Genomic DNA, 23571 nt, shown 5'->3' with positions numbered 1-23571 from the left:
TACCGGGGATCAGGCCGCGACGAGCTCCTGCTCGCGGGCCGGCGTTTTGACCTTGGGCTTCTTGTTCGGCAGCGAGAGCCGGAAGACCTTGTGCCAGGCGGAGAACACCTGCTTGGGCAGCGGGCCGGTGACGTACTCCAGCTCGTACTTCTCGAACAGCGCGCGCACCTTCACCGCGACCTCGGCGTAGCGGTTGCTCGGCAGGTCCGGGAACAGGTGGTGCTCGATCTGGTGCGACAGGTTGCCGCTCATGAAGTGCATGGCCTTGCTGCCGCTGATGTTCGCCGAGCCCATCATCTGGCGCAGATACCACTGGCCGCGCGTCTCGTTCTTGATCGACCGGCGCTCGAAGACCTGTACGCCCTCGGGGAAGTGCCCGCACATGATCACCGAGTGGGTCCAGATGTTGCGGACCAGGTTCGCGGTGAACGTGGCGGCGAGCGTGGGGAGGAACGACGGGCCCGACAGCAGCGGGTGGATCACGTAGTCCTTGAGCACCTGCTTGCGGATCTTGCGGCCCACGGCCTTGGCCCGCGCGCGGAACTCCGGGTTCTTGCGGCGGCGCTTGTGCAGGTTCTTGCCGAGTTCCAGGTCGTACGCCGCGATGCCGTACTCGAAGAAGCAGGCGTTGAGGAAGTTCCACAGCGGCTGGCCGAGGTGGAACGGGTGCCACCTCTGGTCCTCGTCGACGCGCATGATGCCGTAGCCGAGGTCGTTGTCCTTGCCGATCACGTTGGTGTACGTGTGGTGCAGCTCGTTGTGCGAGTGCTTCCACTGCTCGGACGGGGACACGTGGTCCCACTCCCAGGTGGTGGAGTGGATCTTCGGGTCCCGCATCCAGTCCCACTGGCCGTGCAGGATGTTGTGGCCGATCTCCATGTTGTCCATGATCTTCGCCACGGACAGACCGGCGGTGCCGATCAGCCACGCGGGCGGGAAGATCGAGAACAGCAGGACACCCCGGCTGACCAGCTCGAGCTTGCGCTGCGCCGAGATGACCTTGCGGATGTAGGCGGCGTCCTTCTCGCCACGGTCGGCGATCACCTCGTCGCGGATCGCGTCCAGCTCGCGGCCCAGCTCCTCGATCTGCTCCGCGGTCAGGTGGGCGGTGGGGTCGATGGCGGTCAAGGTGCTCCTACCGTTCGATGTCGCAAGGGCCCGCCGCGGCGGACACGCAGGTCTGGATGAGGACGCCCGGCTCGGCCTCGGTGATCTCGCCGGTACGAAGGTCGCGGACGGCGCCCGCCTTGAGCGGCGTGACGCAGCCGAAGCAGATGCCCATGCGGCACCCGGAGGGCATGAGCACGCCGGCCTCCTCGCCGACGTCCAGCAGCGGTGTGGCGCCGTCCGCCTCGACGGTCTTGCCGGTGGCGCTGAACGTGACTTCGCCGCCGTCACCGGTGACGACGATGCCGGCGCGGAAGCGTTCGGTGTGCAGACGCTCTTGTACGCCGTGCTCGGTCCAGTGCGCTTCGGCGGCGTCGAGCAGGCCGGCGGGTCCGCAGGCCCAGGTCTCGCGCTCGGCCCAGTCGGGCACGAGTTCGGCGAGGCGGGCGATGTCGAGCATGCCGTCCGTGTCGGTGTGCAGCTCGGTGAGACGCAGCTTCTTCGCGGCCACCAGGTCGTGCAGCTCGCTGCGGAAGATCACGTCGTGCGGCTGTGGCGCGGAGTGGACCATGACGACGTCGTCGAGCTCGGAGTCGCGCAGCATGCCCATCACGGGCGTGATGCCGCTGCCGGCCGTCAGGTAGAGCACCTTGGCGGGCTTGGCCCGCGGCAGCACGAAGTCACCGGTCGCCTGGTCGAGCTGGATCAGCGTGCCCGGCTGCGCCTTGCGGACCAGGTGGTTGCTGACCTTGCCGTCCGGGATCGCCTTCACGGTGATCGTGACGCGGCCGTCCCGGCGGTCCGTCGGCGAGGTGAGCGAGTAGGCACGCCACAGGCGCACCCCGTCGACGTCGACCCCGATCCGCACGTACTGACCGGCCGTGTGGCCGCGCCAGCCGCGTCCCGGCCTGATCACGATGGTCGCGGCGTCCCCCGTCTCGGGGTGCACGGCCTCGATGCGCCCCCGCAGGTCGGCGCCCGCACGCAGCGGGCTGACCAGGTCGAGGTAGTCCGACGGCAGCAGCGGCGTCGTGACCATCTCCAGCAGTTTCCAGGCCCTGCTGCGGAGGGCTGTGCTCGTCATGGCTCCAGCTTGCTGCGCTTCAGGGCGTAAAGTCCTGTCCGCAGGACGTGAATCTGATCGGCTGAATTGTCCGTAGGGAACAAAACATGGGGCATGCGGTCCGCAGAGCCAGTGAGCTGGCTCTGGATGAGACGACGGTCACAGCACTTCGGGCCGCGCTGAAGAGCACGGCCGACGAGGTCGTCCAGGCGATCATCGACGAGGTCCCGCCCTACGCCAACGCCCTGTCGGGCCGCATGGGCGCCACCATCCGCCGGTCCGTCCGCACCGCCCTGGGGCACTACCTGGACCTCGCCACCGGGAACGTCACGGGCGGCGACGCCGGCGACGCGGCCTACGAGCTGGGCCGCGGCGAGGTGCGCGACGGCCGTTCGATGGACGCCCTGCTCAGCGCCTACCGCGTCGGCGCCCGCGTGGCCTGGCGGTGCCTGGCGGCGGGCGCCGTACCGGCAGGTCTGCCCGCCGCCGAGGTCGCCAAATTCGCCGAGCTGACCTTCGCCTACATCGACGAGCTCTCGGCCGCGAGCGCCGCGGGCCACGCCGACGAACTGGCCGCCCGGGGCAGGGCTCACGAGCGCCACCTGGAACACCTGGCCCGCGATCTCCTCGCCGGCGCGAGCACGGACGTGCTGCTCGCCTCCGCCCAACGGGCCGGGTGGCAGCCTCCGGTTTCGCTGACCGTCGTCCTGCTGCCCGCGGCCCAGGCCCGGCCCGCCTACCGCGCGCTCGATTCGAGCACCCTCGTCCTCGACGATCTGCCGGATGCTGCCGGTGTGCTGCTCGTCCCCGATGCCGACCGGTCACATCTCTTGCGGCAGCTGACCGACCGCACCGTGGTGGTCGGCCCTGCCCGGCCGTGGACCCGTGCGTCCGCCTCGTACGCACGAGCCGTACGCGCGCGCTCCCTCTCCTCTGACATTCGCGATACCGAGGACCACCTGCCCGAGCTGGTGCTGAGCGCCGACGCGGACGCGTTCGCCGACCTGCGGGCCCGAGCCCTCGCACCGCTGCGAACCTTGCCCGGCACGACCGCACGCCGGCTGGAGGAGACGTTGCGGGCGTGGCTGCTGCACCAGGGCCGGCGGGACGAGGTGGCGGCGGCGTTGTTCGTCCACCCCCAGACGGTCCGGTACCGGATGTCGCAGCTGCGGGAGCTGTTTCCGGATCTCGCATCGCCACAGCGCGTCCTCGAACTGACGCTGGCGGTCGGTCTCCGGGTCAGCTGACGCGTACGTCGCCCGTCCACGCCGGACCCCGAACGCGTGACGGCGGGCGAACTCGCCCACGCGTGGGCTACATGTGCGGCATGCCGTAGTAGCGGGCGAACCGCTCCAGGTAGGAGGGGTCGCCTCCGTGCTTGGCGTCGTCGAATTCGGGGGCGTCCTTGATCTGCTCCTTCGTCCGGTCGACGTAGACCTTCTCCTCCACGAGGTCGATCATGCCGATCGTTCCGGCGGGCAGCAGCACGTGCTTGCCGAAGATCCACACTCCGGTGTCGACGACGAGGTAGGAGGCACCGACCGCCTCGGAGTGCTTGCTGACCTTACCGATGCTGCCGTCCTTGGCCTCGACCTTGTAGCCGATGATTTCGGCGCCCTCCTGATGGCCGGTCTCCGGACGGTAGCCCCAGATGTCGAACTCACTCACGGCTGCCCCTTTCGCCTGGCTGTCGCACGGTGCGCAGTCCGTTACTGAACATATGACCGGAGATGTCGCCCGGCGACTCGGCGACCCCGGGACGGGGCGCCTCGCGCGGCGGCTGCGCCTGACTGCCGAACCGGGTGCGCACTTCGGCGGACGGCATCTACGGCCACGGCATCGGAACCGCGTTCCCGGCGTCAGAGGTCCGCTCGGGTGGCGGATTGGGCCGTCCCGGCCGCCTAGCGGCGGGGGGGGAGGCCACTACGCGGCTCGGGCCGCCCGGGAGCCCTGCGCGCTCACCGCCGCGGACTCCCCTGTCCACGCTTGTGGCCCGTTCTTCGGATCCCAAACCGAATGCGGGTCTTGGTCCCGCCACACCTCCGGCGGTTGCAAGCCCGCCACTGAGCGGGACGGCGCCGTCAAGGTCCTCTTCACACCCTGACCTCGGTGCCCCGGGGGCGTGATCAAGGCGTTGCGGGGTAGTCGCGGGACGTGATCACGGTCGGCGTCGAAGAAGAGTACGTACTGGTGGACCCGGTGACCGGGCTGCCGGCGTCCCGGGTGGAGGATGTCCGCCGCACAGCGGGGCTCGGTCCGCTCGCCGACCGGGCCGAGGTCCAGGACGAGCTGCTCCAGGCCCAGATCGAGGTGGCCACTCCCGTCTGTTCGAGCCTGGACGAGGTGGGCGGCCACCTGTTGCGCTTGCGCCATGCGGTGGCCTCCGCCGCGGAGGCGAACGGCTGCCGGATCGCCGCCACGGGTACGGCACCCTTCCGGGGGGCGCTGCCCGTACCCGTGACCCCGACCCGGCGCTACCTGCGCATGGAGGGGGAAGCGCGGCAGCTGGTCGACGAGCATCTGATCTGCGGCATGCACGTCCACGTGGCCATCCCCGACGCCGAAACAGGCATCGCGGTCATGAACCGGATCCGTGGCTGGCTGCCCGCACTGCTCGCCATGTCCGGCAACTCACCTCTGTGGGATGGGCGGGACACCGGTTTCGCCAGCTGGCGAACCATCATCTTCGGACGCTGGCCGGTGAGCGGCCCGCCGCCCGTCTTCGACGGCTTCACCGACTACGAACGGCGCCTGGAAGCCCTGGTGGAGTCCGGAATGATCGCCGACCGCGGTCAGGTGTACTGGCAGGCCCGTCTCTCCGACCGCTACCCCACCATCGAGGTGCGCTGCCTGGACGTCCAGCTCCGGCCCGATGACGCCGTCATGCTCGCCGGCATCGTACGGGCGCTGGTCGCGACGGCGATCGCGGAGGAGAAGGCGGGCGCACCCCTGAGCATGGGCGACCAGGAACTCCTGCAAGCCGGAAACTGGCACGCGGCCCGGCACGGACTGAACCGGACCCTGCTGGATCCGTACGGCCACCCGCACAGCAGCGGAGACGTGCTCTGCTCCCTCCTGCGCCACATCACCCCGGCGCTGGAGGAAGCCGGTGATCTCCGGGAGGTCAGCGCCCTGGTCCACCGGCTCCTGCGGGAGGGCACCCCCGCCGACCGCCAACGCCGCGCCTGGGCCGAAGGGGGACTGCCCGGACTGCTCGCCCTGATCACCAGTGCGACTTCCGTGGCCTGACTCCCTCGCCCATCCGTCCCCCAGCCCCCCATGGGCCCACTCACCAGCCAGAGGAGCGTGCCAGGGGTCGACGCTGCCGCTGAGGCTGACCTCGTCGTGGTCGTCCAGGACGGCGAGGTGGAAGCTGGCGGAGCCGGCGCCGAGCACGAGGACGGGGCCGGGGCCGGTCACGCCCCCCACTTCCATTCGGTGATCTCCGCCGGGTCCACACCGGTGCCGCGCAGTTCCTTCCGGAGCCGGTCGCGGTGCTCCCCGTACCGCGCGGCGAGTCGGCGGGCCCTGCCCGCGTGGGCGGGCAGGTGCTCCAGGACGGCGGCGGCGATGTCCTGACGGGTCGTCCCGTTGAGCGCGAGCAGGTCGTACGGGGTGGTCGTGGTGCCCTCCTCGACGTATCCGCGGACGTGGAAGCGGTCGGGGTTCGGCCGCCCGTGCAGCAGTTGGTGGACGGCGGACGGGTAGCCGTGGAAGTCGAAGACGACGGGGGTCGTGCCGCCGAACAGCCTCTGGAACTCCTCGTCAGGCATGCCCTGGGGGTGCTGGTCCGGCGGTGCCAGGCCGCACAGGTCGACGACGTTGACGAAGCGGATCCGGGCATCGGGGAGGTCGCGCCGCAGGAGTTCGGCGGCGGCCAGCGATTCGACGGTGGGAATGCCTCCGGCGCAGGCGAGGACGACCTCCGGGTCCCGGCCCCCGTAAGTACCCGCCCATGCCCAGGCCGACGCGCCGGCCCGGCAGTGGGCGCGGGCGGCGTCGAGGTCGAGCCACTGGGCGGCCTCGTGCTTTCCCGCCACCACGGCGTTGATCTTTCCCGTCTCGTCCAGGAGACGTTCCATGGTGACGAGCAGGGTGTTGGCGTCGGGCGGCAGGTAGACGCCGGTGACGGTGCTCTTCCGGTTCAGCAGGTTGCTGATGAATCCCGGTCCCTGGTGGCTGTATCCGTTGTGTTCCTGGCGCCAGCCCTCACTGCTGAGGAGATAGGTGAGGCTGCTGACCGGCGCGCGCCAGGGGACCTCCCGGGACATCTTCAGCCACTTCGCGTGCTGGTTGGCCATGCTGTCGACGATGGCCGCGAAGGCTTCGTAGGTGGGGAAGAGGCCGTGCCGGCCGGTGAGCAGATAGCCCTGGAGCCAGCCCTGGCAGTTGTGTTCGGACAGTACCTCCATCACCCTTCCCGACCGGGTCAGGTCCTCGGAGTACTCCTCGGCCGGCCATTGGTACGCGCGCCCGCTGGTGGCGAGTACCGCGTCGAGTTTGTTGGAGGCCAGTTCGTCCGGCGAGACGATGCGGAAGTCCCGGCTCACTGCCGTGTTCCGCATGAGGTCGGCCAGCCAGCCGCCCAGGACCCGGGTGGGGCTCGCCGTCATCTTCCCGGGGCCCTCGCCGGTGTGGACGGCGTGCGGTTCGAGCGGCGGCAGATCGAGGGGGCGGCGCAGGGTGCCGCCGTTCGCCGCGGGCTGGGCACCGATGCGAGCGTCCCCCTCGGGGATCGCGGCGAGCACCCCGGCCGTGGGCCGCCCCTGTGCGTCGAACAGTTCGCGGGGCCGGTAGGAACGCAGCCAGTCTTCGAGTGCTCGTAGCTGTACGGGGTCCTCTCGGGCCTCGGGCAGGGGCACCTGGTGGGCGTGGAAGGTCCCCTCGATCGCCGTCCCCTCGACCTCCTCGGGGGCGCCCCGGCCCTTGAGGCTGCGCAGCACGATCATGGGCCAGGCGGGGAGGGACGGCCGGTCACCGTTTCGGGCACGGCGCTGGAGCTCGCGGATGGCGCCGTACGCGTCGAGGACGGCGGCCGTCAGGGGCTCTCCCGGCGGGTCGCCGGTGACGTCCACGATCCGCGGGTCCCAGCCGTAGCCGCGGAAGAGCGCGTCCAGTTCCCCGTCCGACATCGTCGCGAAGACCGTCGGCGAGGAGATCTTGAACCCGTTGAGGTGCAGGAAGGGCAGGACCGCTCCCCCGGTCACCGGGTCGAGGTACTTGGTGGAGTGCCAGGCCCCGGCGGTGGGACCGGTCTCCGCCTCGCCGTCGCCCACGATGCAGGCGACGATCCGGTCAGGGGCGTCCAGGGCGGCACCGAAGGCCGTCGCCAGGGCGTAGCCGAGTTCGCCGCCCTCGTGGAGCGTGCCCGGTACCGCCGGGGAGAGGTGGCTCGGAAAGCCGTCCGGGGCGCAGTAGCGCCGCGCCAGTTCGCGCAGGCCGGGCCCTGTCCTGGCCAGCTCCGGGTCCCGGTCCCCGTGGGTGCCTTCGAGCCACAGGTTGGCGTGCACGGCGGGCGCCCCGTGGCCCGGCCCGGTGATCAGGAGGACGTCGGCGCCGCGCTCCCGGATCAGGACGTTGAGGGCGCGGTACACGGCGGTGATGCCCGGGCAGGTGCCCCAGTGCCCGAGCAGCCGCGGTTTGACGTGTTCCGGCCGCAGCGGCTCCTCCAGAAGGACGTTGTCCTGGAGGAAGATCAGGGCTGCCGCCACGTAGTCGGCTGCCCTCGCGTAAGGACTCCGGGTGTCAGGACCTCGGGTGGCAGGACCTCGGGTGGCAGGGCTCCGGTCGTTCTGCTGGAGGGGCTGTTCGGAGGGGGTCACGACACGGCTCCGAATCGTCGGGTACGTACGGGACACCCTCGCGCCTGCCCCGTCGCGTCCTCCTGAACCGGGCGCACACCCGCATCCGCCCTATGCGGTGGTGACGTGGCCGGGCAGAGGCGTGCGCAGGGCGCTGGCTCCCCGCGTCCACGCCGTACGGATGTGGGTCGCGAGGCGGTCCTCCAGGAGGACGGTCGCCGCGCAGCCGAAGGCGACATCGGGTTCCAGCCCCGGCTCGTCGGCCAGCAGTCCTCCGATGACCTCGTGGCGCACGACCTGCTCGTGCACCGCGTCGGCCTCGACGTGCTCGGCGTAGAAGTGCTCGGCGGCCGGCCCGGCCCCGCAGCGCCGCATGGCGTTGGCCAGGCGCCTGGAGCCGGGGGAAGAGGTGACCTCGACGCACGCGAAGTGCCCGACGAGCGCGCCGCGAAGGGCCCGGTGCAGACCGAAGAGGGACATCAGGTTCACGGTCGCGAGCAGGGACGCCGGGGCCTGTTCCACGTAGCGGCCGTACGCGGGATCGAGGTCGAGGTCGGTCATGAGGTCCGCGAAGAGCCGCGCGTGGATGCGGTCGGCATGCCCGGCTCCGAACTCGTCGTACTCGATGGCCACCATCGCGGCCTTCGCCCGGCCGGTCAGCCGGGGGATCACCCACACGTGCGGGTCGGCCTCCTTGAGGTGGTAGAGGGAGCGGAGGGCCGCGTACTCGCGCAGTTGCCAGAGCTCGCCCTCGGTTTCGAGGTGGTGGCTGAGGCTGTCGGAGAGGTCCACGGGTTCTACCAGGAGCGGGGCGAGGGCGTCCTCCACCGATCTGGGCCCGTCGGAGAGTTCCGCGTGCAGGGCGTGCAGGAACCGGTCTTCCAGAGTCCGGCGCAGCCGCAGCAGGTCAGGGTCCCATTCCCGGGCGTCGTCCACTCCCTCGAAGCCCCGGTAGTGCGGTTCGTACAGCAGGTAGAGGGCGAGCTGCAGGTCCTCGCCCCACGGATCCGCCTTCAGCACCGTGCCGGGGGCGTACACCGGTGGGGCCCCCGATGTCAGGGCCGCGATCACGGAGTCGGAGAGTTCGCCCCGCCCGTCCGCGAGGCGGGGACCGGGGGCGGGGGGCGGGGCACTGGTGCCGGGCGTGGTCGTGGGCGTCAGGGTCATCAAGGGCTCCTGTCGTCGGGCGGCGCCGGTCGTTCACGGCGACGGTGGCTGGTGTCGCACCAGGGGTAGGTGCGGCTGCGGCGGCACGTGCACACCGCGACGACGAACCGGTCGGACCGGGCCACCGTCCCGTCTTCGAGGGCGATCTCCACGGGGCCCTCCACCATGACCGGGCCACCGGGCTCGACCGACACCCGACGTGCGCCCGCCTCACTGAACGCGGCGCGGCGAGGGCGGTCGGCGCCGGTGTCGTCAGCGGATTCGGGCACGGATGACCACCAACTCTTCCCATTGCTCCGCCGCGTCCGCCAGACCCCTCTGCTCCAGCCAGGCCCGGCGTGAGCGCAGGACGGGCCCCCAGGGCACCTCGGCCTTCGCGGTGACCTCCGCGGTCATCCCCGCGCCGGTGAGCCGGGCGAGGGTCTTTCCCGCCCCGCACATGCCCGAGTGGACCATGAGCAGGACCCCGCCGGGCCGCAGGAGGGCCGGGGCGCCCGCACAGATGCGGTCGATGACCGCCCGTCCGTCGAGTCCCGCGTCCCAAGCGCGCGCAGGTCCGTGGGTCGGCAGCCGGCTCCCCGGAGCCGGGACGTACGGGGGGTTCGAGACGACCACGTCGAATCGGCGTCCCACCGTGCGTGCCTCGAAGTCTCCGTGGAGCACCCTGAGGGGAAGCCTGAGCTTCCGGGCGTTCCACCGGGCCGTGGCCACCGCCCGCCAGGACACGTCGACCGCCGTGACGCGGGCGCCCCTCTTCGCGGCGTGCAGGGCCAGTGCGCCCGTACCCGTTCCGATCTCCAGGAGGTCGGTCCGGGGGCCGATGTCCTCGCGCGCGAGGGCATCGGCAAGGAGCCGGGTATCGGCCTGCGGCTGGTAGACGCCCTGCGGGGCCAAGAGGCGGCCGGGCAACGCAGCCGAGGTCAGAGCGGTATCGGACACCGTACCTCCGGTTTCGCCGTGGCCTCGGAGCGGCCGCCGGAACGTGATCGGGTACTGCGCCTGCCCCGTCCGGAGCACGTCATCCGGGGCGGCGTCGATCTTCGGAGGTTCAGACGGAAAGGGCACGCGCGACACGGGCCGGCGCGCGCCCGGGCGGCGGACGCCGGAGGCTACGGTGGAGGCATCCCCCTGCGAGGTGAGCGCCATGATGCGGCCCGGAGCTGTGACCACGGCAAGTCATGAGGTCCGCGGCGCTCCCTGCTGGGTGAGCCTGATGACCCGGGATCTCGATTCCGCCCGGCGGTTCTACGGCTCGGTACTGGGGTGGACCTTCCGCGGCACCCATTTCGGTGAGCGGTTCGCGCTCGCCCACCGTGACGGCGCTCCGGTCGCCGGCTTCGGGATGCTCGCCGACGATCTGTCACTGCCCGCCGCTTGGACACCGTATTTCGCCGCCGACGACGCCGACCTCGCCGCCGCCCGCATCCGCGAGCGCGGTGCGACCGTGGCCGTCGGCCCCCTGGCCTTCGGCGCGGGCCGGGCCGTACTGGCCGCCGACCCCGCCGGGGCGGTGTTCGGGCTCTGGCAGGGCGCGGTCCTGCGGGACTGGCGTGTGGGCCGCGGCCCTGCTCCGGCCTGGCTGGAGCTCCGTACGCGTGACGCCTTCGCGGCCGCCATCTTCTACGGGGAGGTCCTGGACTGGGCCGGCGAGGGACCCGGGGCCTGCGCCGCGGCCTTCGAACACGACCACGTCGTCCTGCGCCACGGCAATGACACGGTCGCACGGATCAGCGGCGGAGCGGTGGACGAGGACCCCGACCCGCACGTGCGGCCCCGGTGGCACGTCCATTTCCGGGTGCCCGACCTGGAGGCCGCCGTCACGGCCGCGACCAGCGCGGGCGGGCGGCCCGTCTCCCCCGTGGAAACCTCCGCGGCCGACCGGTGGATCACCCTCCGAGACCCCGAGGGGGGCCTGTTCACCATCCTGGCACCGCAGGGGTGAGGGCCTTCCGCCCGGTCGGCGGTCCGTTAAACGAAGAAGGTGTTCTCGTCGTTCACGGGGCTGTCGATTCCATCTGCCGCGGCTACGGTCGAACCACGCAGACGAGCGAAGCCGGACCGGTCGCACCCGCTGCCGCGGACGGTTGCGTGACCGAATCCGGAGTAAGGAGTGGTGTGACCCCGACCGACCCCCCAAGTCCCCAGAACGTCACGGTCCGCACTCGCCCCGATGCCACCCTCATCACGCTCACCGGTGTCATGGACCTCGACCACGTCGACGCCTTCCGCGCCGTGCTGTCGGCTGCCTGCACCGGCGTCAACGCCCCCGCCCGCGTCGTCATCCACCTCGCCGGGCTCACCTTCTGCGACTCCACCGGGCTCAACGCGCTGCTGCAGGCACGCCTGATGTGTACGGAGAGCGGGCGCACGCTGACCCTAGCGGGGCCGAGCCCGCAGCTCTCGCGCCTGTTGAGCATCACGGGCGCCGACACCGTCTTCGACATCACCGAGTCGGTGGGCGACGGCACGGACCGGTCCGCGACCGCGTTCTGACACGGCCCGTCGGGATCACCTCGTACCGAGGGTGACCGACGGTGCCACCTCGTACACCTGCCGGTACGCGGCGGCGAAACGGCCCTGATGGGCGAAGCCCCAGCGGGCGGCCACACCGGAAACGGTCGCCCCGGACGCCGGGTCCGCCGCGAGGAGTTCCGCATGCGCACGGGCCAGCCGGACGCGGCGCAGATGACCGAGCGGCGTGGTGCCGGCGTGGCGGGTGAAGGCGTACTGGACCGCACGCGGCGTGACGGGGATCGACGCCGCGATGTCGGCGAGGGCGATGTCGCGATGTGCGTTGGCCTCGATGAACTCGACGGCGCGGCGCCAGGTGCCGCTGCCGGCGTCGCGGCCGTCCCTCGGGTCCCGCCGCTCGGCGTACGTGGTGTTCGGCAGTGTCGCCAGGACCGTCGCCGCCAGGTGCTGGGCAGCCGTGGAGACCACCAGTCGGTTGCCGTCGCCGGACGCGGCGGCCTCGTCCAGCACGTGGTCGCGCAGATAGGCGACGGCCGCGCCCAGCTGCCGGTTCGCGGCCGGTGCGGTCGGCCGGGCTCCGGTGATCCGCACCCCTCGGCCCGCCGGCAGGGAGGAGACCCGGCCCAGGAGCCGGGGATCGAACATCGTGATCGTGTACCGGGCCTCCCGGACCTGTCCCGCGTACGGCCGGTCGTGGGGGGCCAGGAGGAAGGTCTCGCCCGGGCCGAACACCTCCTCCCGGCCGCCGGTGGTGTCCACGATCGTCCCGGCGTGCATCGTCACCAGGCACACCTTGCCGAGACAGTCCGCGTCGTAGGCCATGGTGTATCCGAGCGCCAGCTGGTCCACGCTCAGCCCGCCCACCGCTCTACGGAAGATCCGCGCACGCGTGTCCGCGGGGCGGCCGCCGATCCGCATGGGGGTGTAGGCCGAGGACAGGAACTCCTGCGTGGCCTCCAGGTCTCCGCTGTCGAAAAGCAGGCTCTCCACCGTCTACTCCCTCTCCCCGACGACTCGGCGCCCTCCTCCGGGATGTCGCACCCAGTATGACGCCGTCCCCCCGGAGCCGGTGACAGGGTTTGCGGCCACTCATTCCGTTCTCGCACCGGCCGTCGGCCTCGCCTCCCGCGTGGATGAACGGCCTTCCGGGGCAGGCGTACCGGGGACCCGTACACCTGAGAAGGGACGGACACCATGACACGACCGAGGATCGTGGTCGTCGGCGCGGGCTTCGCCGGCGTCGCCTGCGTACGCCGCCTGGAGCGGACGCTGTCACCCGGGGAGGCGGAGATCCTGCTGGTCACTCCGTTCTCCTACCAGCTCTACCTGCCCCTGCTCCCGCAGGTGGCCTCCGGGGTGCTCACACCCCAGTCCGTGGCGGTGTCACTGCGCCGCAGCCGCCGCCACCGGACCCGCATCGTGCCCGGCGGGGCCGTGGGCGTCGACACCCGGGCCAAGGTCTGCGTCATCCGGAAGATCACCGGGGAGCTGGTGGACCAGCCGTACGACCACCTGGTGCTCGCCCCGGGGAGCGTGACCCGCACCTTCGACATCCCGGGCCTGGCGGAGCACGGCCGCGGCATGAAGACGCTGGCCGAGGCGGCCCACTTGCGCGACCACGTCATCGCCCAGCTCGACCTGGCCGACGCCGCCGCACCGGGCTCGGCGGAGCGGGCCTCGCGGCTCGGCTTCGTCGTGGTGGGAGGCGGCTACGCGGGCACGGAGACGGCCGCCGCCCTGGAGCGGCTCACCAAGAACGCCGTCAGCCGCTACCCCCGCCTGGAGCGGCGCGAGATCACCTGGCACCTCGTGGACGTGGCCCCGAAGCTGATGCCGGAGCTCGGCGACCGGCTGGGCCGGGCCGCCCTCGACGTGCTGCGCGGCCGCGGCATCGAGGTCTCGCTCGGCGTCTCCGTCGCGAAGGCGGGCCCCGAGGACGTCACGCTCACCGACGGGCGTGTACTGCCCTGCCGCACCCTCGTCTGGACGGCCGGGGTCGCCGCGAGCCCGCTCATCGCCACGCTGGGCGCCGAGACCGCCAAGAGCGGCCGGCTCGTCGTCGCCCCGGACCTGCGGGTGCCGGGGGCGGAGGGCGCGTTCGCGCTCGGTGACGCCGCCGCCGTGCCCGACCTGGCCGGCGGCGGGGACGGCGCGGTGTGCCCGCCCACCGCACAGCACGCGGAGCGCCAGGGCAGGGTCGCCGCCGACAACCTCGTCGCCACGCTGCGGGGCACGCCGCCGCGCCCGTACGTCCACAAGGACCTCGGCCTCGTCGTGGACCTCGGCGGCCGCGACGGCGTCTCCCGCCCGCTCGGCATCGACCTGCGCGGCATGCCCGCCCAGGCCGTGGCCCGCGGCTACCACTGGGCGGCGCTGCGCACCGGCGCCGCGAAGACCCGGGTGATGACGAACTGGCTCCTGAACGCCGTGGCCGGTGACGACTTCGTCCGGACCGGCTTCCAGACGTACAAGCCGGGAACGCTGCGCGACTTCGAGCACACCGATCAGTACCTCGCCCCGGAGGAGGTACGGGCCCGCACGGCGGCCGGCGGAGCCTGACGGCTCCGGCAGGCAGCCGGTACGGGCGTACCCAGGATGCCGTTGCTTCGCCGCGTCCGCGAGAAGCCCCAGGACGGGCCGCCGTCACCCGCCCGGTGCGCGGCCCCATCAATCCGGCGGCCGAGCAGAACCCCGCGGGGCGCGGGCGTGCGGGGTCGTGGGGGACACCGGAGGACGGCGAGGGAAGCTGACCGGGCCGAGCGCCGGAATGAAGCGGGGCACACCGGGCAGGCGCGCCGTACAAGCCGGCGTCCGGGGGGCTGTGGGACAACGGATCCGCGACCTGTGAGGAGACCGCCGCCATGAGCCGCAACCGCGCCGCTTTCTTCGACGTCGACGGCACCCTCGCGGACACCAATCACCTCCACGTCGTCTCCTGGTGGGAAGCCCTGCGCCGGCACGGGCACCACGTACCGATGCACGCCATCCACCGCGCCATCGGCCTGCCGGGCGAAGACCTCCTCGATCATCTCCTCGAAGGCGACCGGGAGCGTGGCGAGGACGAGCTGATGAGCGCCGCCCACGACACCCTGTACGCCACGTACTTCGACCGGCTTCCCGCCCTGGACTCGGCGGCCGACCTCCTGCGGACCCTGTCCGGGGCGGGCTGGGCCCCTTCGCCGCGGTGCCGTCCGCGTGAACCCCACAGCCGTCTGCGAGGGCTGGAGGACCCGCGACACCACTCTCTACGCCGCCCACCGTGCCTTCGTCACCCGCCCGGCGCCGTGACGCGGATCGGTCGGCGCCGCCCGGGGTGCACCGCGCAAGGCGCGGTTCACGGCAGCGAGGCGCAGTGTCTCCAGGATGTCGGCCTGGCGCTCGGCACGTGCCAGCAGCCGGCGCATGGCCTCCGCGTCCAGGTACGGGTTCGAGGGGGCCAGTGTGTGCAAGGTCCGCCAGAGTTCCTTCTTGCCTTCGACGCCGACCCTGACGGCCTCCAGTTCGAGGACGTCGCTCAGGGGCGAGCGTGAGAACACCCTGCCGTTGGGCTTCAGCCGCCCCGCCTGCGTCACGGCGGCGCCCAGGAGTCCGCGGAGGTTGTTCGCCGGGACATCGAGAGCCAGCATGACCTCGCGCAGGCTGTCGCGGTCCTCGGTCACTTCCTTGGCCAGGGCTGCCAGGCGCGGCCCGGCATCGGTGCCTTCGTGGGCCCGCGTGGTCCGCTTGAGGAGGGCTACCCCCGCCCCCGCTCCGGCGAGGTGGTCATTGAGGTAGATGCCGAGCAGACGGTGTGGGTCAGTGGCGTGGCGCTTAATGGGAGCGTCTCCTCTCGGTCCTGCTGCACGGATCGCGAAACGGCTTGGCCGGGCACAGGGGCCGACCCGGTGGGCGCCTTCCCGTTCGGGCGCCCGGCACACGGCCCCGGGCCCGACTCGCGTCCGCCCTCCCCGCGGCCCATGCGACTGCGGCCGTCGACTACGGGTAGGCGCTCGATGGCACCGGCTCGTCATCGGCACCCGGCACTGACGTCGGTGGGCCGCCGGGCCGGGGCCGGCACAGGAATCGAGGTGGCAGCGCGATGACCGAATTCCCACAGCCGGAGCCGGCACGCGACGACACGAGCCAGGGCTCGGAGGGCGGCGTACGCCCCGAGGAGACACCGCCCGGCGAGTCGAGCACCGGGTCCGGGGCAGGTCCCTATCGCCCCCTCACCCGCGGCTGGGGAAAGGGGCCGCTCGTACTGATCTGCCTGCTGGCTGTCGTGGTGGCCCTGTTCTTCCTCGCCTACGCCGTCATGCTGAACCTGTAAGGCGGGGGCGCTGGTCCGGGTGGGACGCGACGCAGGCGGCACAGGACTTCGAGCGGGCCCTGCCCGGTGGGGACTTGGGGACTACCCGCGTGCGTGCGCCGAGCTGGCGCCGCGGACCCGGCAGCAGCTCGAAGTAGAGGAGCACAAGCCGTGCGTCTCGGCGCTGCGCGGGCAGTAGCCCCCGTTGGCCCGAGAGGCCCGCGGACCGGAGGTGTACGGGCGTCAGGCCCTGCTTCGCATGCAGGGCGACACCCTGAACAGCCCAGAGGTGGACCCTGGTTGGAGGGTTGCGGGTAGGCCGGGGTTACAGGAAGGAGGCATCGGCCGCGGCTACGTTGCGGATGTCCTCCTCGTAACGAGGCGCCTCAGGCCGAACGGCCACCGGTTCTCCCGCTCCCCCGTCCCTCCTCCGTCTTCCCGGCGGCGCGGCGCTGTGCGTCGGTGTTCGGCGTCGGTGCGTCGCCGGCCTCGCCGCGCTTCGAACGGGGCAGCACGGCTTCTCCGGCTTCTCTCCGGGCTTCCGGATCGCCGCTCTCCCCGGGCGCCTGTGACGGAGGGGTCGGCTTGCGGCCGTGGTCCTTCGCGCTCATGGTGCTCTCCCGTCCTCGTCGTCAGTGGCCGAGGGCGCGCTTGAGTTCGGCCTTGTCCATCTTGGAGCGGCCCTCGATGTTGCGCTGCTTCGCCTCGTTGTACAACTGCTCCTTCGTGGGGCCCTGCGCGCCGCTGTGCGAGCGCTGTCCACCCCGCTTCGAGGACGACATGTCCTGTATCGAGGACCGGCTGGCGGTCTTCGACTCTCCGGCACGCGCGCGCTCCTTGTTGACCGTGCGGGCCGCGATCTCCTTCGCGCGCTTCGTGCTCTCACCGCGCTCCTCGGCGCTCTCCTTGATGTGCTCGTACTGCCGCTCACGCTTGGGACTGGAGCCACGAGGCATGGCCACTCCTCGAATCGTCACGTGCCGGCCCGGCGGGGATCCCCCGGACCCGCACTGCGCCTGCCCACACGAACGCGGCTCACACCCGGACCCGTGCTCGACTCGCCGGGGAAAAGGACGCAGAGATGCTTGGGCCTCGGATGCGACAGAGGCGGGGGCGGCAACCGACTGGTTGCCGCCCCCGCCTCGCGCGTCCGTCTCCACTCGGGTCACAGCCGGTGCGGCCCCTCGTAGTAGCCGCCAACCTGGCGGTGGTAGTCGGCGTCGCCGAGGTGCTTGTCCTGGTCGAACTCGGGAGCGTTCTTGATCTGCTCCTTCGTCCGGTCCACGAAGATCTTCTCGTCGCTCGCGTCGATCCGGCTGATCGTGCCCGCGGGCAGCAGGACTTCCTTGCCGAAGATCCACGGGCCGGTGTCGACCACGATGTAAGCGGACCCGACCTCGTCGGAGTGCTTATCGACCTTGCCGATGGAACCGTCCGTCGCCTCGACCTTGTATCCGGTCAGATCGGCGCCGGCCAGACGGCCGGAGGCCTCACGGTAACCCCAAACACTCTCAGTCATACGAAACAACTCCTCAGGTCTGCAGGAAGGGGCGAGGAAAGTGCTTTCCCCACCGATCCTCCCTATTTTTCATTGCGTACACGACGGAACTCCCGTTCCGTTCCAGGCCATCGCATGCCCCGGTTTCTCACCCCCACACACCCCGGCCGCATTCGGGCCGGGACGGACGTCGACTTTTGGAGGTGAGCGGGCACTCCACATCTGAACTGCGCCGCTACACAGCGGCTACCAGCGATACCATCGGCCGCTACCGCTCTTCGGGCGAGCGACGAATCCGATCAGCCACAGTACGAGTACCGCGATCGCAACCCACCAGAGAATCTTGATCGCGAATCCCGCACCGAAAAGAATCAGAATCAAAAGAAAAACAAGAAGCAGGGGAACCATGTTTATCAACCTCCGAGACATCGCATGCCCGCCCATTGCCTGACCATGCGTACGAACTCGAACCGGCACGTCCATCGATGATGTGAGCACCGGGACATGTCGAGGACCAGCCGGCGATCAGCCCACGCGAAAGCCCGCCCCATACCGAGGGACCACCTGATGGGTGCGTGCCCTCCAGCCCGGCGACGGTCAGGAGGCCGGTTGAGTCTGGACCGTCTGGAGGCGTAGGTGGTGGCACGCCTCATTGCCGTCGAGGATGCGCGATCGGCGCAGGAGGTCGCGGGTGCCGCGCAGGTTCAGCGTGCTGTGCCAGGCGAGTCCCGGATGACGTGCCCGCAGGTGGGACAAGGCTCGGGTGTCCAGGCCCGTGCCGAGGAAGCGCGGGTCGATGTCGACTCCCGTGATCACGGCCTCGGCGCACGTGAGGCACATCCGGTAGTGGACCTCCCCGACGACCTTGCGGACGTGGACGAGGAGCAAGACCTCGTCGCCGGTGCCGGTGTCCCCGGGAATGCGCGAGGACAGCAGCTCGACGTGCTGGTAGGCGAGGATCCGGCGGCGCAGCCGACGGAGTATCCCTCCCCCGCCCGCGTGCCGGCCCGCGCCCGCCGCGGACTCCTCGCAGGATGAAGTCGTACGGAACAAGGTGCTCGTGGGACGCGCATGATGTCCGTGCATGCCGCACGCGTACCCCCGCACCGACGGCACATGCCCCCTGTCCGGCACGGCCCGCCCTCACGACGAGCTCGTCATGCTCCCCGCCACGCCACTCGGGGCTGATATCAGCCTCGGGGGACGGGGTAGCCGGGCGTACATGAACAACACACCCCTGCGGGCTGTCGCCCTCGTCTGCACCCTGTCCCCGTCCCCGAAGCCGTCCAGCTCTCAACTGCTGGCCGAGCAGACGATGGCCGCCCTCGCCGACCACGGAGTCACCGGAAAGACCATCCGGATCGCCGACCACGACGTGAAGACCGGAATCAGCACCGACCTCGGCGACGGCGACGCCTGGCCCGAGATCCGCGACACGATCCTGGGCGCCGACATCATCGTCCTGTCGACACCGATCTGGCTCGGACACCCCTCCAGCATCGCCCAGAAGGTCATGGAGCGGCTCAACGCCGAGATCTCCGAAACGGACGAGGAAGGCCGCATGCTCACCTACGGGAAGGTCGCCGCGGTCTGCGTCGTCGGCAACGAGGACGGCGCCCACAAGGTCAGCGCCGACCTCTACCAGGGCCTCAACGACGCCGGTTTCTCCCTCGCCCCCAACGCCGTCACCTACTGGGTCGGCGAGGCCATGCAGCACACCGACTACCAAGACCTCGACAAGACCCCCGAGAAGACCGCCACGACCACCAAGACCCTGGCCGCCAACACCGCCCACCTCGCCCGCCGGCTCAAGGCCAGCCCCTACCCGCCGGCCTAGGTGTATGGATCACGAGCGTTGCTAACAGGGCCGGGTCTTGACCATGGCGAAGACCTCCGGTGTGGTGGGAGCTGTCTAGGAACCCATTGCACAACGGAGGTCTTCGTGTCCCACCGTAATGCCCGGCTGACCGTTCACGGCAGGCGGATCCTGGTCGAACGTGTCCTGGCCGGTCGGCCGGTCGCGCATGTCGCCGCGGAGATGGGCATATCGAGGCCCACGGCCCACAAATGGATCCGCCGCTGGCGCACTGAAGGCCAAGCCGGACTCCACGACCGTTCCAGCCGCCCGCACACGACACCACACCGCACTCGCCCCGCGGTCGAAGCCCGGGTCTGTGACCTGCGCACCAGCCGCAAGCTCGGCCCTGCCCGGATCGGCCCGATCCTGGGCCTGCCCGCCTCGACCGTGCACCGGATCCTGACCCGCCACGGCCTGAACCGCCTGGCCTGGCTGGACCGTCCCACCGGCCAGCCGATCCGCCGCTACGAACGCGACCGGCCCGGCGAACTCGTCCACGTCGACATCAAGAAACTCGGCAACATCCCCGACGGCGGAGGCTGGCGCGTCGTGGGCCGCACGGCCGGCGACCGAAACCGGCAGGCCACCACCAACCAGCGCAAGAGCAGCACGCCGGTGATCGGCTACGCCTACATCCACTCCGCCGTCGACGACCACTCCCGCCTCGCCTACAGCGAAGTCCTGGCCAACGAACGGCAGGAGACCGCCACAGGGTTCTGGGAGCGGGCCAACGCCTTCTTCGCCGCCCACGGCATCACCGTCGAACGCGTCCTGACCGACAACGGTGCTTGCTACAAATCCAAGCTCTTCACCCGGACCCTCACCACGGCCGGCATCGCCCGGTCGAGCGCGAGCACATCATCGCCGCGTACACCTTCGAACTCACCAAGTGCTCGGAACAGGCCGTCAAGGAACGCGCCCTGACCGTCCTCGCGAACATCGACCCGCACCTGTGCGAGGAGGTGGCCACCGGGCTCGGACTTCCCGCGCCCGCGCCCGCGCCCAGCCGGTCCCGCACCGACCCGGCCCCGAGCCCGGCCTTGTCCCAGCTCGGTGGCACCTGGCCGCTCGACGGAGGCGTCATCGGCATCGTCGCCGACGCCGATTCCGATCTGAAGGGTGTCCGTGCCGTTCGGGACGCCGTCCTGAAGGCCGGGATGGTCCCCCTCGTGATCGCCCCCACCGGCGGCACCCTCGGAACCGGGAGGAATCCGGTGACGGTCCAGCGGACGTTCGCCGCCACCCGTTCCACCGAGTTCGATGCCCTGCTCCTCGCCGGCGGGCCCGGCGCCGCGGCGGATGCCCGCGGCGCCCGCGACTCCAAGGCCGCAGACCCGGACCCGGGTGGCCCCGACCCCCGAGTCCTTCTGCTGCTCGCGGAGGCCCACCGGCACGGCAAGGCCATCGGCGGCTGGAACGACTCGGCCCGCGTCCTGCAAGCCGCCGGCATCCAGGAGGATGATGCCGGAACCGCGTTCGCGAGCAGCCCCGCCGCCGCCCTCAAGGGCATCACCCAGGGGCTGAGGGAACACCGTGCCTGGGACAGGTTCCCCACCTCGCTCTGAAGCCAACCGGCGGGGCGGGGTCACGGACGGTCGGCGCGCGGCGATGGACGGGCACGGAGACGAATGGCCCTCCACAGCGGCTCCCATGCCCCAGCCCGGCCTGGCGGTGGGCTTCGCGTCGTACGAGTCGGGGCCACCGGGAGCTGCGCCCTGCGGGCGCCGCGGTGCCGGCCCCCTCGGGAAGGTGGCCGGCACCGCAGCGGGTCAGCCCGGCCAGGTCCCCGTCAGGCGCCGTACGGCCACAGCTCCCGACCGGTCCACCGAGGCCTTGACCACGGCGAAGATCGCGCCTTGGACGGCCGCGGCGAGCAGGATCTGCTTCCAGGACCGCTCCTCATCGGTCGCGTTGGGAGCGTCGCCCTCGCCTTCGATGACCTTCCACGCCTGCTTGAACGCTGCGCCCGCGATCATGCCGCTCACGGCGCCCAGGGCCATCCCGACCGGCTTGTAGGCGATCTTGGATGCCTTCATCGGCGGCGTCCTCGACTCCGGCGCACCAACAGGAGGATGACCGCTGCGGCTCCCACCGCGAGGAGCGACGTCCGGTTGACGCGTGCGACGGTCGCCGCTTGTCGAGCCTTCTCCAGGAGCGGGTCGGGGGTCTTGTCCGCCGCGTACTGGCCCGCCTTGGCCGCGCTCTCCCGTACCTGGCTCGCGGCCCGCGCGGTCTTCTCCAGGACGGGATCGGGCGTGGTGTCCCTCACCAGCTGGGCGGCCTGACCCGCCTTTTCGCGGATCTGGTCGGTGACCAGGGCTGCCGTGTCGGCGGCCTGGTCCTTGATGGCTGCCGTCTTCTCCTTCGCCTGCGCCTTGATGTCGGTCTTCGCGGCGAGGGCCTCGACGGTCCGGCCGAGCTCGTCGCGGGTGCGCTCGACCTGCTCGCGCAGTTCCGCGGAGTCGCTGGCGCCTGGTACAGGGATGCCGATGTTGGTTCGAGCATCGTCATTCATCGGTGTGCCTTCTCCTTGATCTCGGCCAAGTCGGACTTGACGCTCTCGATGGTTTGCTCGGGAGCCGGCGGCCCGGCCTGCGCGATCTGTTTCTTGCCCGCCAGCGCGGCCGCCGCTGCCGCCAAGCCCAGGACCGCGGCGATGACGAGGGCGGACGCCCACACCGGGAGGACCAGCGCGAGCGCGGCGATGCCGGTCGCTGCCAGGGCCTGTAGTGCCAGGATGCCGAGGAGCCCTGCGGCGCCGAAGAGGCCGCCGCCCTTCCCGTAACGCTTGCTCTTGTGGGACATCTCCGAACGGGCCAGCCGCATCTCTTCGCGCACCAGTGCGGAAATCTGCTGCGATGCGCGTGAGACCAGGACGGCCACCGAGTCATCGGAGGCGCGGGTCTCTCGGTCTGCCGTGCTCATGATGAGGGCACCTTGCCTTCCTGGATTCGGACGCCGAAGTCGTGTTCACCGACTCGATGCCGTTCGGGCAGGGTTGGTGCCCAACCCGCGTGGTGCGCCGCCATGGCGGGACCTCCTTGCTGCGATGTCCGTGTCTTCGCCATGGCGCGACTACCCCGCAACGGCCCCGCCACCCACACGGCAGCGGACGTCACGAAGAACCGTGTCGGCATCTGCCAAGGGCGCGGCCGGTACGGCCGCGAAGGTTCCGGTCCCCTCGGGCGGCCGTAGCCGAACCCGGGTCGGCCACCGGGTCAGTGCTCCATCCGGCGGTGGTCGCCGTCGCTCCAGGCGCGGGTGTCGCGGGGCTCTACGTACGGTTCCTCGTCCTCAGGAAGTCCGCCGGCGATCGCCCGCTGCCTGCTCATTTCCGCGTCGAACTCCAGCCCGAGGAGGCTCGCCACGTTGGTGATCCACAACCACACCAAGAAGATGATGACGCCCGCGAGGGTGCCATAGGTCTTGTTGTAGGAGCCGAAGTTCGCGACGTAGAGCGCAAAGCCGGCCGAGGCGGCCATCCAGATGACCAGCGCCAGGAAACTGCCCGGCGTCACCCACGTGAAGCCGCGGCCCTTCGCGTTCGGGGCGGCCCAGTAAAGGATCGCGATCATGATCGTGACGAGGAGGACCAGGACCGGCCACTTCGCGATCGACCAAACGGTCAGGGCCGTGTCCCCGATCCCCAGGGCGGCACCGGCTTGCCGGGCCAGGGAGCCGGAGAAGACCACGATGAGCGCGCCGGCACAGGCCAGGACCATCAGCGTGACGGTGAGGGCCAGGCGCAGCGGAAGGATCTTCCAGGCCGGGCGGCCCTCTGGCACGTCGTAGACGGCGTTCGACGCACGGATGAACGCCGCGATGTAACCGGACGCCGACCACACGGCGACGACGAGCCCGACGATCGCCAGCAGCGATCCGACGCCGGAGTGGCCCTGGATCTGCTCGACCGCGTCGCTGACTACCTCCCGGGCCGAGCCGGGCGCGAGTTTCCGCAGGTTGTCCAGGACCTGATTCGTCGTCGACTCCCCCGCGATGCCCAGCAAGGACACCAGCACCAGCAGTGCAGGGAAGAGCGCCAGGACGCCGTAGTAGGTGAGGGCCGCGGCCCGGTCAGCCAACTCGTCGTCCTTGAACTCCTTCACGGTGCCGCGCAGCACCGCCTTCCACGACCGCTTCGACAGCTCGATCGGCCGGTCGGGCGCCCGCTCCTCCACCCGCGGATCCGGCCCTGCCGTGCTCGCGCGGCCTGCTTCCCCGCCCTGATCGTCTTCACCGGGGCCTGGCATCGATGTGCGTGTCATACCCGGCGGCTTTCCAGCTTTGCGCCGCTCATGTCAGCGAAGGCGTGCGAGT

General features: G+C 71.0%; 24 protein-coding genes and 3 pseudogenes. 10 read left to right on the top strand and 17 right to left on the bottom strand.

All coding sequences use genetic code 11. The features are described from left to right. Positions 1-9: 9 nt before the first annotated feature. Both OG730_RS37705 and OG730_RS37700 read right to left on the bottom strand, forming a co-directional pair. A complete protein-coding gene (locus tag OG730_RS37705; RefSeq protein WP_327308489.1) occupies positions 10-1128 on the bottom strand; it encodes a fatty acid desaturase family protein in 1119 nt (372 codons plus the stop codon). Positions 1129-1135: 7 nt separating this feature from the next. After that, positions 1136-2146 carry a ferredoxin reductase gene (locus OG730_RS37700; RefSeq protein ID WP_327309578.1) on the bottom strand — a complete coding sequence of 337 codons (1011 nt, stop codon included), beginning with the start codon at positions 2144-2146 and terminating at the stop codon, positions 1136-1138. Positions 2147-2277: 131 nt separating this feature from the next. Between OG730_RS37700 and OG730_RS37695 the strand changes: the two genes are divergently transcribed. After that, positions 2278-3417, top strand: a complete 1140-nt coding sequence (locus OG730_RS37695; RefSeq protein ID WP_327308488.1) for a PucR family transcriptional regulator — start codon at positions 2278-2280, stop codon at positions 3415-3417. 67 nt (positions 3418-3484) lie between these two features. Here OG730_RS37695 and OG730_RS37690 read toward each other — a convergent pair whose 3' ends face one another. Then, positions 3485-3838, bottom strand: coding sequence for a PRC-barrel domain-containing protein (locus OG730_RS37690; protein ID WP_327308487.1), 354 nt, complete (start codon positions 3836-3838; stop codon positions 3485-3487). Positions 3839-4324: 486 nt separating this feature from the next. Between OG730_RS37690 and OG730_RS37685 the strand changes: the two genes are divergently transcribed. Further along, positions 4325-5419: a carboxylate-amine ligase gene (locus OG730_RS37685; protein WP_327308486.1), complete on the top strand. Its 1095-nt coding sequence runs from the start codon at positions 4325-4327 to the stop codon at positions 5417-5419. A 167-nt stretch (positions 5420-5586) separates the two neighbouring features. Here the strand turns inward: OG730_RS37685 and OG730_RS37680 are convergent, their stop codons facing one another. The 4 genes from OG730_RS37680 to OG730_RS37665 all read right to left on the bottom strand — a co-directional run bounded on the left by OG730_RS37680 (position 5587) and on the right by OG730_RS37665 (position 10062). Continuing rightward, the gene (locus tag OG730_RS37680; protein ID WP_327308485.1) at positions 5587-7992 is read right to left on the bottom strand and encodes a phosphoketolase; all 2406 of its coding nucleotides are present in this window, start codon (positions 7990-7992) and stop codon (positions 5587-5589) included. Positions 7993-8082: 90 nt separating this feature from the next. Beyond that, complete coding sequence (locus OG730_RS37675) at positions 8083-9138, bottom strand: iron-containing redox enzyme family protein (RefSeq protein ID WP_327308484.1); 1056 nt, start codon at positions 9136-9138, stop codon at positions 8083-8085. Then, on the bottom strand, positions 9138-9407 hold the full coding sequence (locus OG730_RS37670) for a CDGSH iron-sulfur domain-containing protein (RefSeq protein ID WP_327308483.1): 270 nt from the start codon (positions 9405-9407) through the stop codon (positions 9138-9140). Before OG730_RS37670 ends, OG730_RS37675 begins: the two co-directional genes overlap by 1 nt. Beyond that, positions 9391-10062 carry a HemK2/MTQ2 family protein methyltransferase gene (locus OG730_RS37665; protein WP_442815236.1) on the bottom strand — a complete coding sequence of 224 codons (672 nt, stop codon included), beginning with the start codon at positions 10060-10062 and terminating at the stop codon, positions 9391-9393. Before OG730_RS37665 ends, OG730_RS37670 begins: the two co-directional genes overlap by 17 nt. A gap of 289 nt (positions 10063-10351) precedes the next feature. Here OG730_RS37665 and OG730_RS37660 point away from each other — a divergent pair, with 289 nt between their 5' ends. Then, a complete protein-coding gene (locus OG730_RS37660) occupies positions 10352-11080 on the top strand; it encodes a VOC family protein (protein WP_327308481.1) in 729 nt (242 codons plus the stop codon). Between the two features lie 173 nt (positions 11081-11253). Continuing rightward, positions 11254-11631, top strand: coding sequence for an STAS domain-containing protein (locus tag OG730_RS37655; protein ID WP_327308480.1), 378 nt, complete (start codon positions 11254-11256; stop codon positions 11629-11631). Positions 11632-11646: 15 nt separating this feature from the next. Here OG730_RS37655 and OG730_RS37650 read toward each other — a convergent pair whose 3' ends face one another. Continuing rightward, on the bottom strand, positions 11647-12600 hold the full coding sequence (locus tag OG730_RS37650; protein WP_327308479.1) for an AraC family transcriptional regulator: 954 nt from the start codon (positions 12598-12600) through the stop codon (positions 11647-11649). A gap of 204 nt (positions 12601-12804) precedes the next feature. Between OG730_RS37650 and OG730_RS37645 the strand changes: the two genes are divergently transcribed. Together OG730_RS37645 and OG730_RS37640 are read left to right on the top strand one after the other, a co-directional pair. Beyond that, entirely contained in the window at positions 12805-14169 is a 1365-nt protein-coding gene (locus OG730_RS37645; protein WP_327308478.1) for an NAD(P)/FAD-dependent oxidoreductase, read from the top strand. Positions 14170-14471: 302 nt separating this feature from the next. After that, a pseudogene (locus OG730_RS37640) lies at positions 14472-14780 on the top strand (HAD family hydrolase); the annotation flags it as partial. A gap of 75 nt (positions 14781-14855) precedes the next feature. Here the strand turns inward: OG730_RS37640 and OG730_RS37635 are convergent. Then, a complete protein-coding gene (locus OG730_RS37635; RefSeq protein ID WP_327309632.1) occupies positions 14856-15269 on the bottom strand; it encodes a hypothetical protein in 414 nt (137 codons plus the stop codon). A 419-nt stretch (positions 15270-15688) separates the two neighbouring features. On the opposite strand from OG730_RS37635, the gene OG730_RS37630 reads away from it, so the two are divergent. Further along, the gene (locus tag OG730_RS37630) at positions 15689-15919 is read left to right on the top strand and encodes a DUF6480 family protein (protein ID WP_327308476.1); all 231 of its coding nucleotides are present in this window, start codon (positions 15689-15691) and stop codon (positions 15917-15919) included. Between the two features lie 611 nt (positions 15920-16530). Here the strand turns inward: OG730_RS37630 and OG730_RS37625 are convergent. The 4 genes from OG730_RS37625 to OG730_RS37610 all read right to left on the bottom strand — a co-directional run bounded on the left by OG730_RS37625 (position 16531) and on the right by OG730_RS37610 (position 18482). Continuing rightward, positions 16531-16854: a plasmid stabilization protein gene (locus tag OG730_RS37625; RefSeq protein WP_327308475.1), complete on the bottom strand. Its 324-nt coding sequence runs from the start codon at positions 16852-16854 to the stop codon at positions 16531-16533. Between the two features lie 209 nt (positions 16855-17063). Then, positions 17064-17417 carry a PRC-barrel domain-containing protein gene (locus OG730_RS37620; protein ID WP_327308474.1) on the bottom strand — a complete coding sequence of 118 codons (354 nt, stop codon included), beginning with the start codon at positions 17415-17417 and terminating at the stop codon, positions 17064-17066. Positions 17418-17642: 225 nt separating this feature from the next. Then, entirely contained in the window at positions 17643-17825 is a 183-nt protein-coding gene (locus OG730_RS37615; protein WP_327309577.1) for a hydrophobic protein, read from the bottom strand. 168 nt (positions 17826-17993) lie between these two features. Next, positions 17994-18482 carry a hypothetical protein gene (locus tag OG730_RS37610; protein WP_327308473.1) on the bottom strand — a complete coding sequence of 163 codons (489 nt, stop codon included), beginning with the start codon at positions 18480-18482 and terminating at the stop codon, positions 17994-17996. A gap of 136 nt (positions 18483-18618) precedes the next feature. Here OG730_RS37610 and OG730_RS37605 point away from each other — a divergent pair, with 136 nt between their 5' ends. From OG730_RS37605 to OG730_RS37595, 3 genes and pseudogenes are all read left to right on the top strand, one after another. After that, the gene (locus OG730_RS37605) at positions 18619-19233 is read left to right on the top strand and encodes a flavodoxin family protein (RefSeq protein ID WP_327308472.1); all 615 of its coding nucleotides are present in this window, start codon (positions 18619-18621) and stop codon (positions 19231-19233) included. A gap of 105 nt (positions 19234-19338) precedes the next feature. After that, positions 19339-20127: pseudogene (locus OG730_RS37600) on the top strand (IS481 family transposase); the annotation flags it as partial. After that, positions 20094-20819: pseudogene (locus OG730_RS37595) on the top strand (catalase-related domain-containing protein); the annotation flags it as partial. The pseudogenes OG730_RS37600 and OG730_RS37595, both read left to right, overlap by 34 nt. A gap of 204 nt (positions 20820-21023) precedes the next feature. On the opposite strand, the gene OG730_RS37590 reads toward OG730_RS37595, so the two are convergent. The 4 genes from OG730_RS37590 to OG730_RS37575 form a co-directional block, all read right to left on the bottom strand. Beyond that, entirely contained in the window at positions 21024-21290 is a 267-nt protein-coding gene (locus tag OG730_RS37590) for a DUF4235 domain-containing protein (protein WP_327308471.1), read from the bottom strand. After that, positions 21287-21769 carry a DUF3618 domain-containing protein gene (locus OG730_RS37585; RefSeq protein WP_327308470.1) on the bottom strand — a complete coding sequence of 161 codons (483 nt, stop codon included), beginning with the start codon at positions 21767-21769 and terminating at the stop codon, positions 21287-21289. Before OG730_RS37585 ends, OG730_RS37590 begins: the two co-directional genes overlap by 4 nt. Next, positions 21766-22179: a phage holin family protein gene (locus tag OG730_RS37580; RefSeq protein ID WP_327308469.1), complete on the bottom strand. Its 414-nt coding sequence runs from the start codon at positions 22177-22179 to the stop codon at positions 21766-21768. Before OG730_RS37580 ends, OG730_RS37585 begins: the two co-directional genes overlap by 4 nt. A 293-nt stretch (positions 22180-22472) precedes the next feature. Further along, positions 22473-23519, bottom strand: coding sequence for a YihY/virulence factor BrkB family protein (locus OG730_RS37575; protein WP_442815144.1), 1047 nt, complete (start codon positions 23517-23519; stop codon positions 22473-22475). Positions 23520-23571 lie beyond the last annotated feature (52 nt).

Source organism: Streptomyces sp. NBC_01298 (assembly GCF_035978755.1).
Classification (GTDB): Bacteria; Actinomycetota; Actinomycetes; order Streptomycetales; family Streptomycetaceae; genus Streptomyces.
This window is presented reverse-complemented; position numbering and strand designations above follow the sequence as displayed.

What these genes read in the sequence shown, in the direction of transcription:
- OG730_RS37700 (WP_327309578.1), bottom strand. Translation starts at nt 2,146, where the DNA reads ATGGTCACGACGCCGCTGCTGCCGTCGGACTACCTCGACCTGGTCAGC.
- OG730_RS37695 (WP_327308488.1), top strand. Translation starts at nt 2,278, where the DNA reads ATGGGGCATGCGGTCCGCAGAGCCAGTGAGCTGGCTCTGGATGAGACG.
- OG730_RS37675 (WP_327308484.1), bottom strand. Translation starts at nt 9,138, where the DNA reads ATGACCCTGACGCCCACGACCACGCCCGGCACCAGTGCCCCGCCCCCC.
- OG730_RS37660 (WP_327308481.1), top strand. Translation starts at nt 10,352, where the DNA reads ATGACCCGGGATCTCGATTCCGCCCGGCGGTTCTACGGCTCGGTACTG.
- OG730_RS37645 (WP_327308478.1), top strand. Translation starts at nt 12,805, where the DNA reads ATGACACGACCGAGGATCGTGGTCGTCGGCGCGGGCTTCGCCGGCGTC.
- OG730_RS37630 (WP_327308476.1), top strand. Translation starts at nt 15,689, where the DNA reads ATGACCGAATTCCCACAGCCGGAGCCGGCACGCGACGACACGAGCCAG.
- OG730_RS37625 (WP_327308475.1), bottom strand. Translation starts at nt 16,854, where the DNA reads ATGCCTCGTGGCTCCAGTCCCAAGCGTGAGCGGCAGTACGAGCACATC.
- OG730_RS37620 (WP_327308474.1), bottom strand. Translation starts at nt 17,417, where the DNA reads ATGACTGAGAGTGTTTGGGGTTACCGTGAGGCCTCCGGCCGTCTGGCC.
- OG730_RS37615 (WP_327309577.1), bottom strand. Translation starts at nt 17,825, where the DNA reads ATGTCTCGGAGGTTGATAAACATGGTTCCCCTGCTTCTTGTTTTTCTT.
- OG730_RS37610 (WP_327308473.1), bottom strand. Translation starts at nt 18,482, where the DNA reads ATGCACGGACATCATGCGCGTCCCACGAGCACCTTGTTCCGTACGACT.
- OG730_RS37605 (WP_327308472.1), top strand. Translation starts at nt 18,619, where the DNA reads ATGAACAACACACCCCTGCGGGCTGTCGCCCTCGTCTGCACCCTGTCC.
- OG730_RS37590 (WP_327308471.1), bottom strand. Translation starts at nt 21,290, where the DNA reads ATGAAGGCATCCAAGATCGCCTACAAGCCGGTCGGGATGGCCCTGGGC.
- OG730_RS37585 (WP_327308470.1), bottom strand. Translation starts at nt 21,769, where the DNA reads ATGAATGACGATGCTCGAACCAACATCGGCATCCCTGTACCAGGCGCC.
- OG730_RS37580 (WP_327308469.1), bottom strand. Translation starts at nt 22,179, where the DNA reads ATGAGCACGGCAGACCGAGAGACCCGCGCCTCCGATGACTCGGTGGCC.
- OG730_RS37575 (WP_442815144.1), bottom strand. Translation starts at nt 23,519, where the DNA reads ATGACACGCACATCGATGCCAGGCCCCGGTGAAGACGATCAGGGCGGG.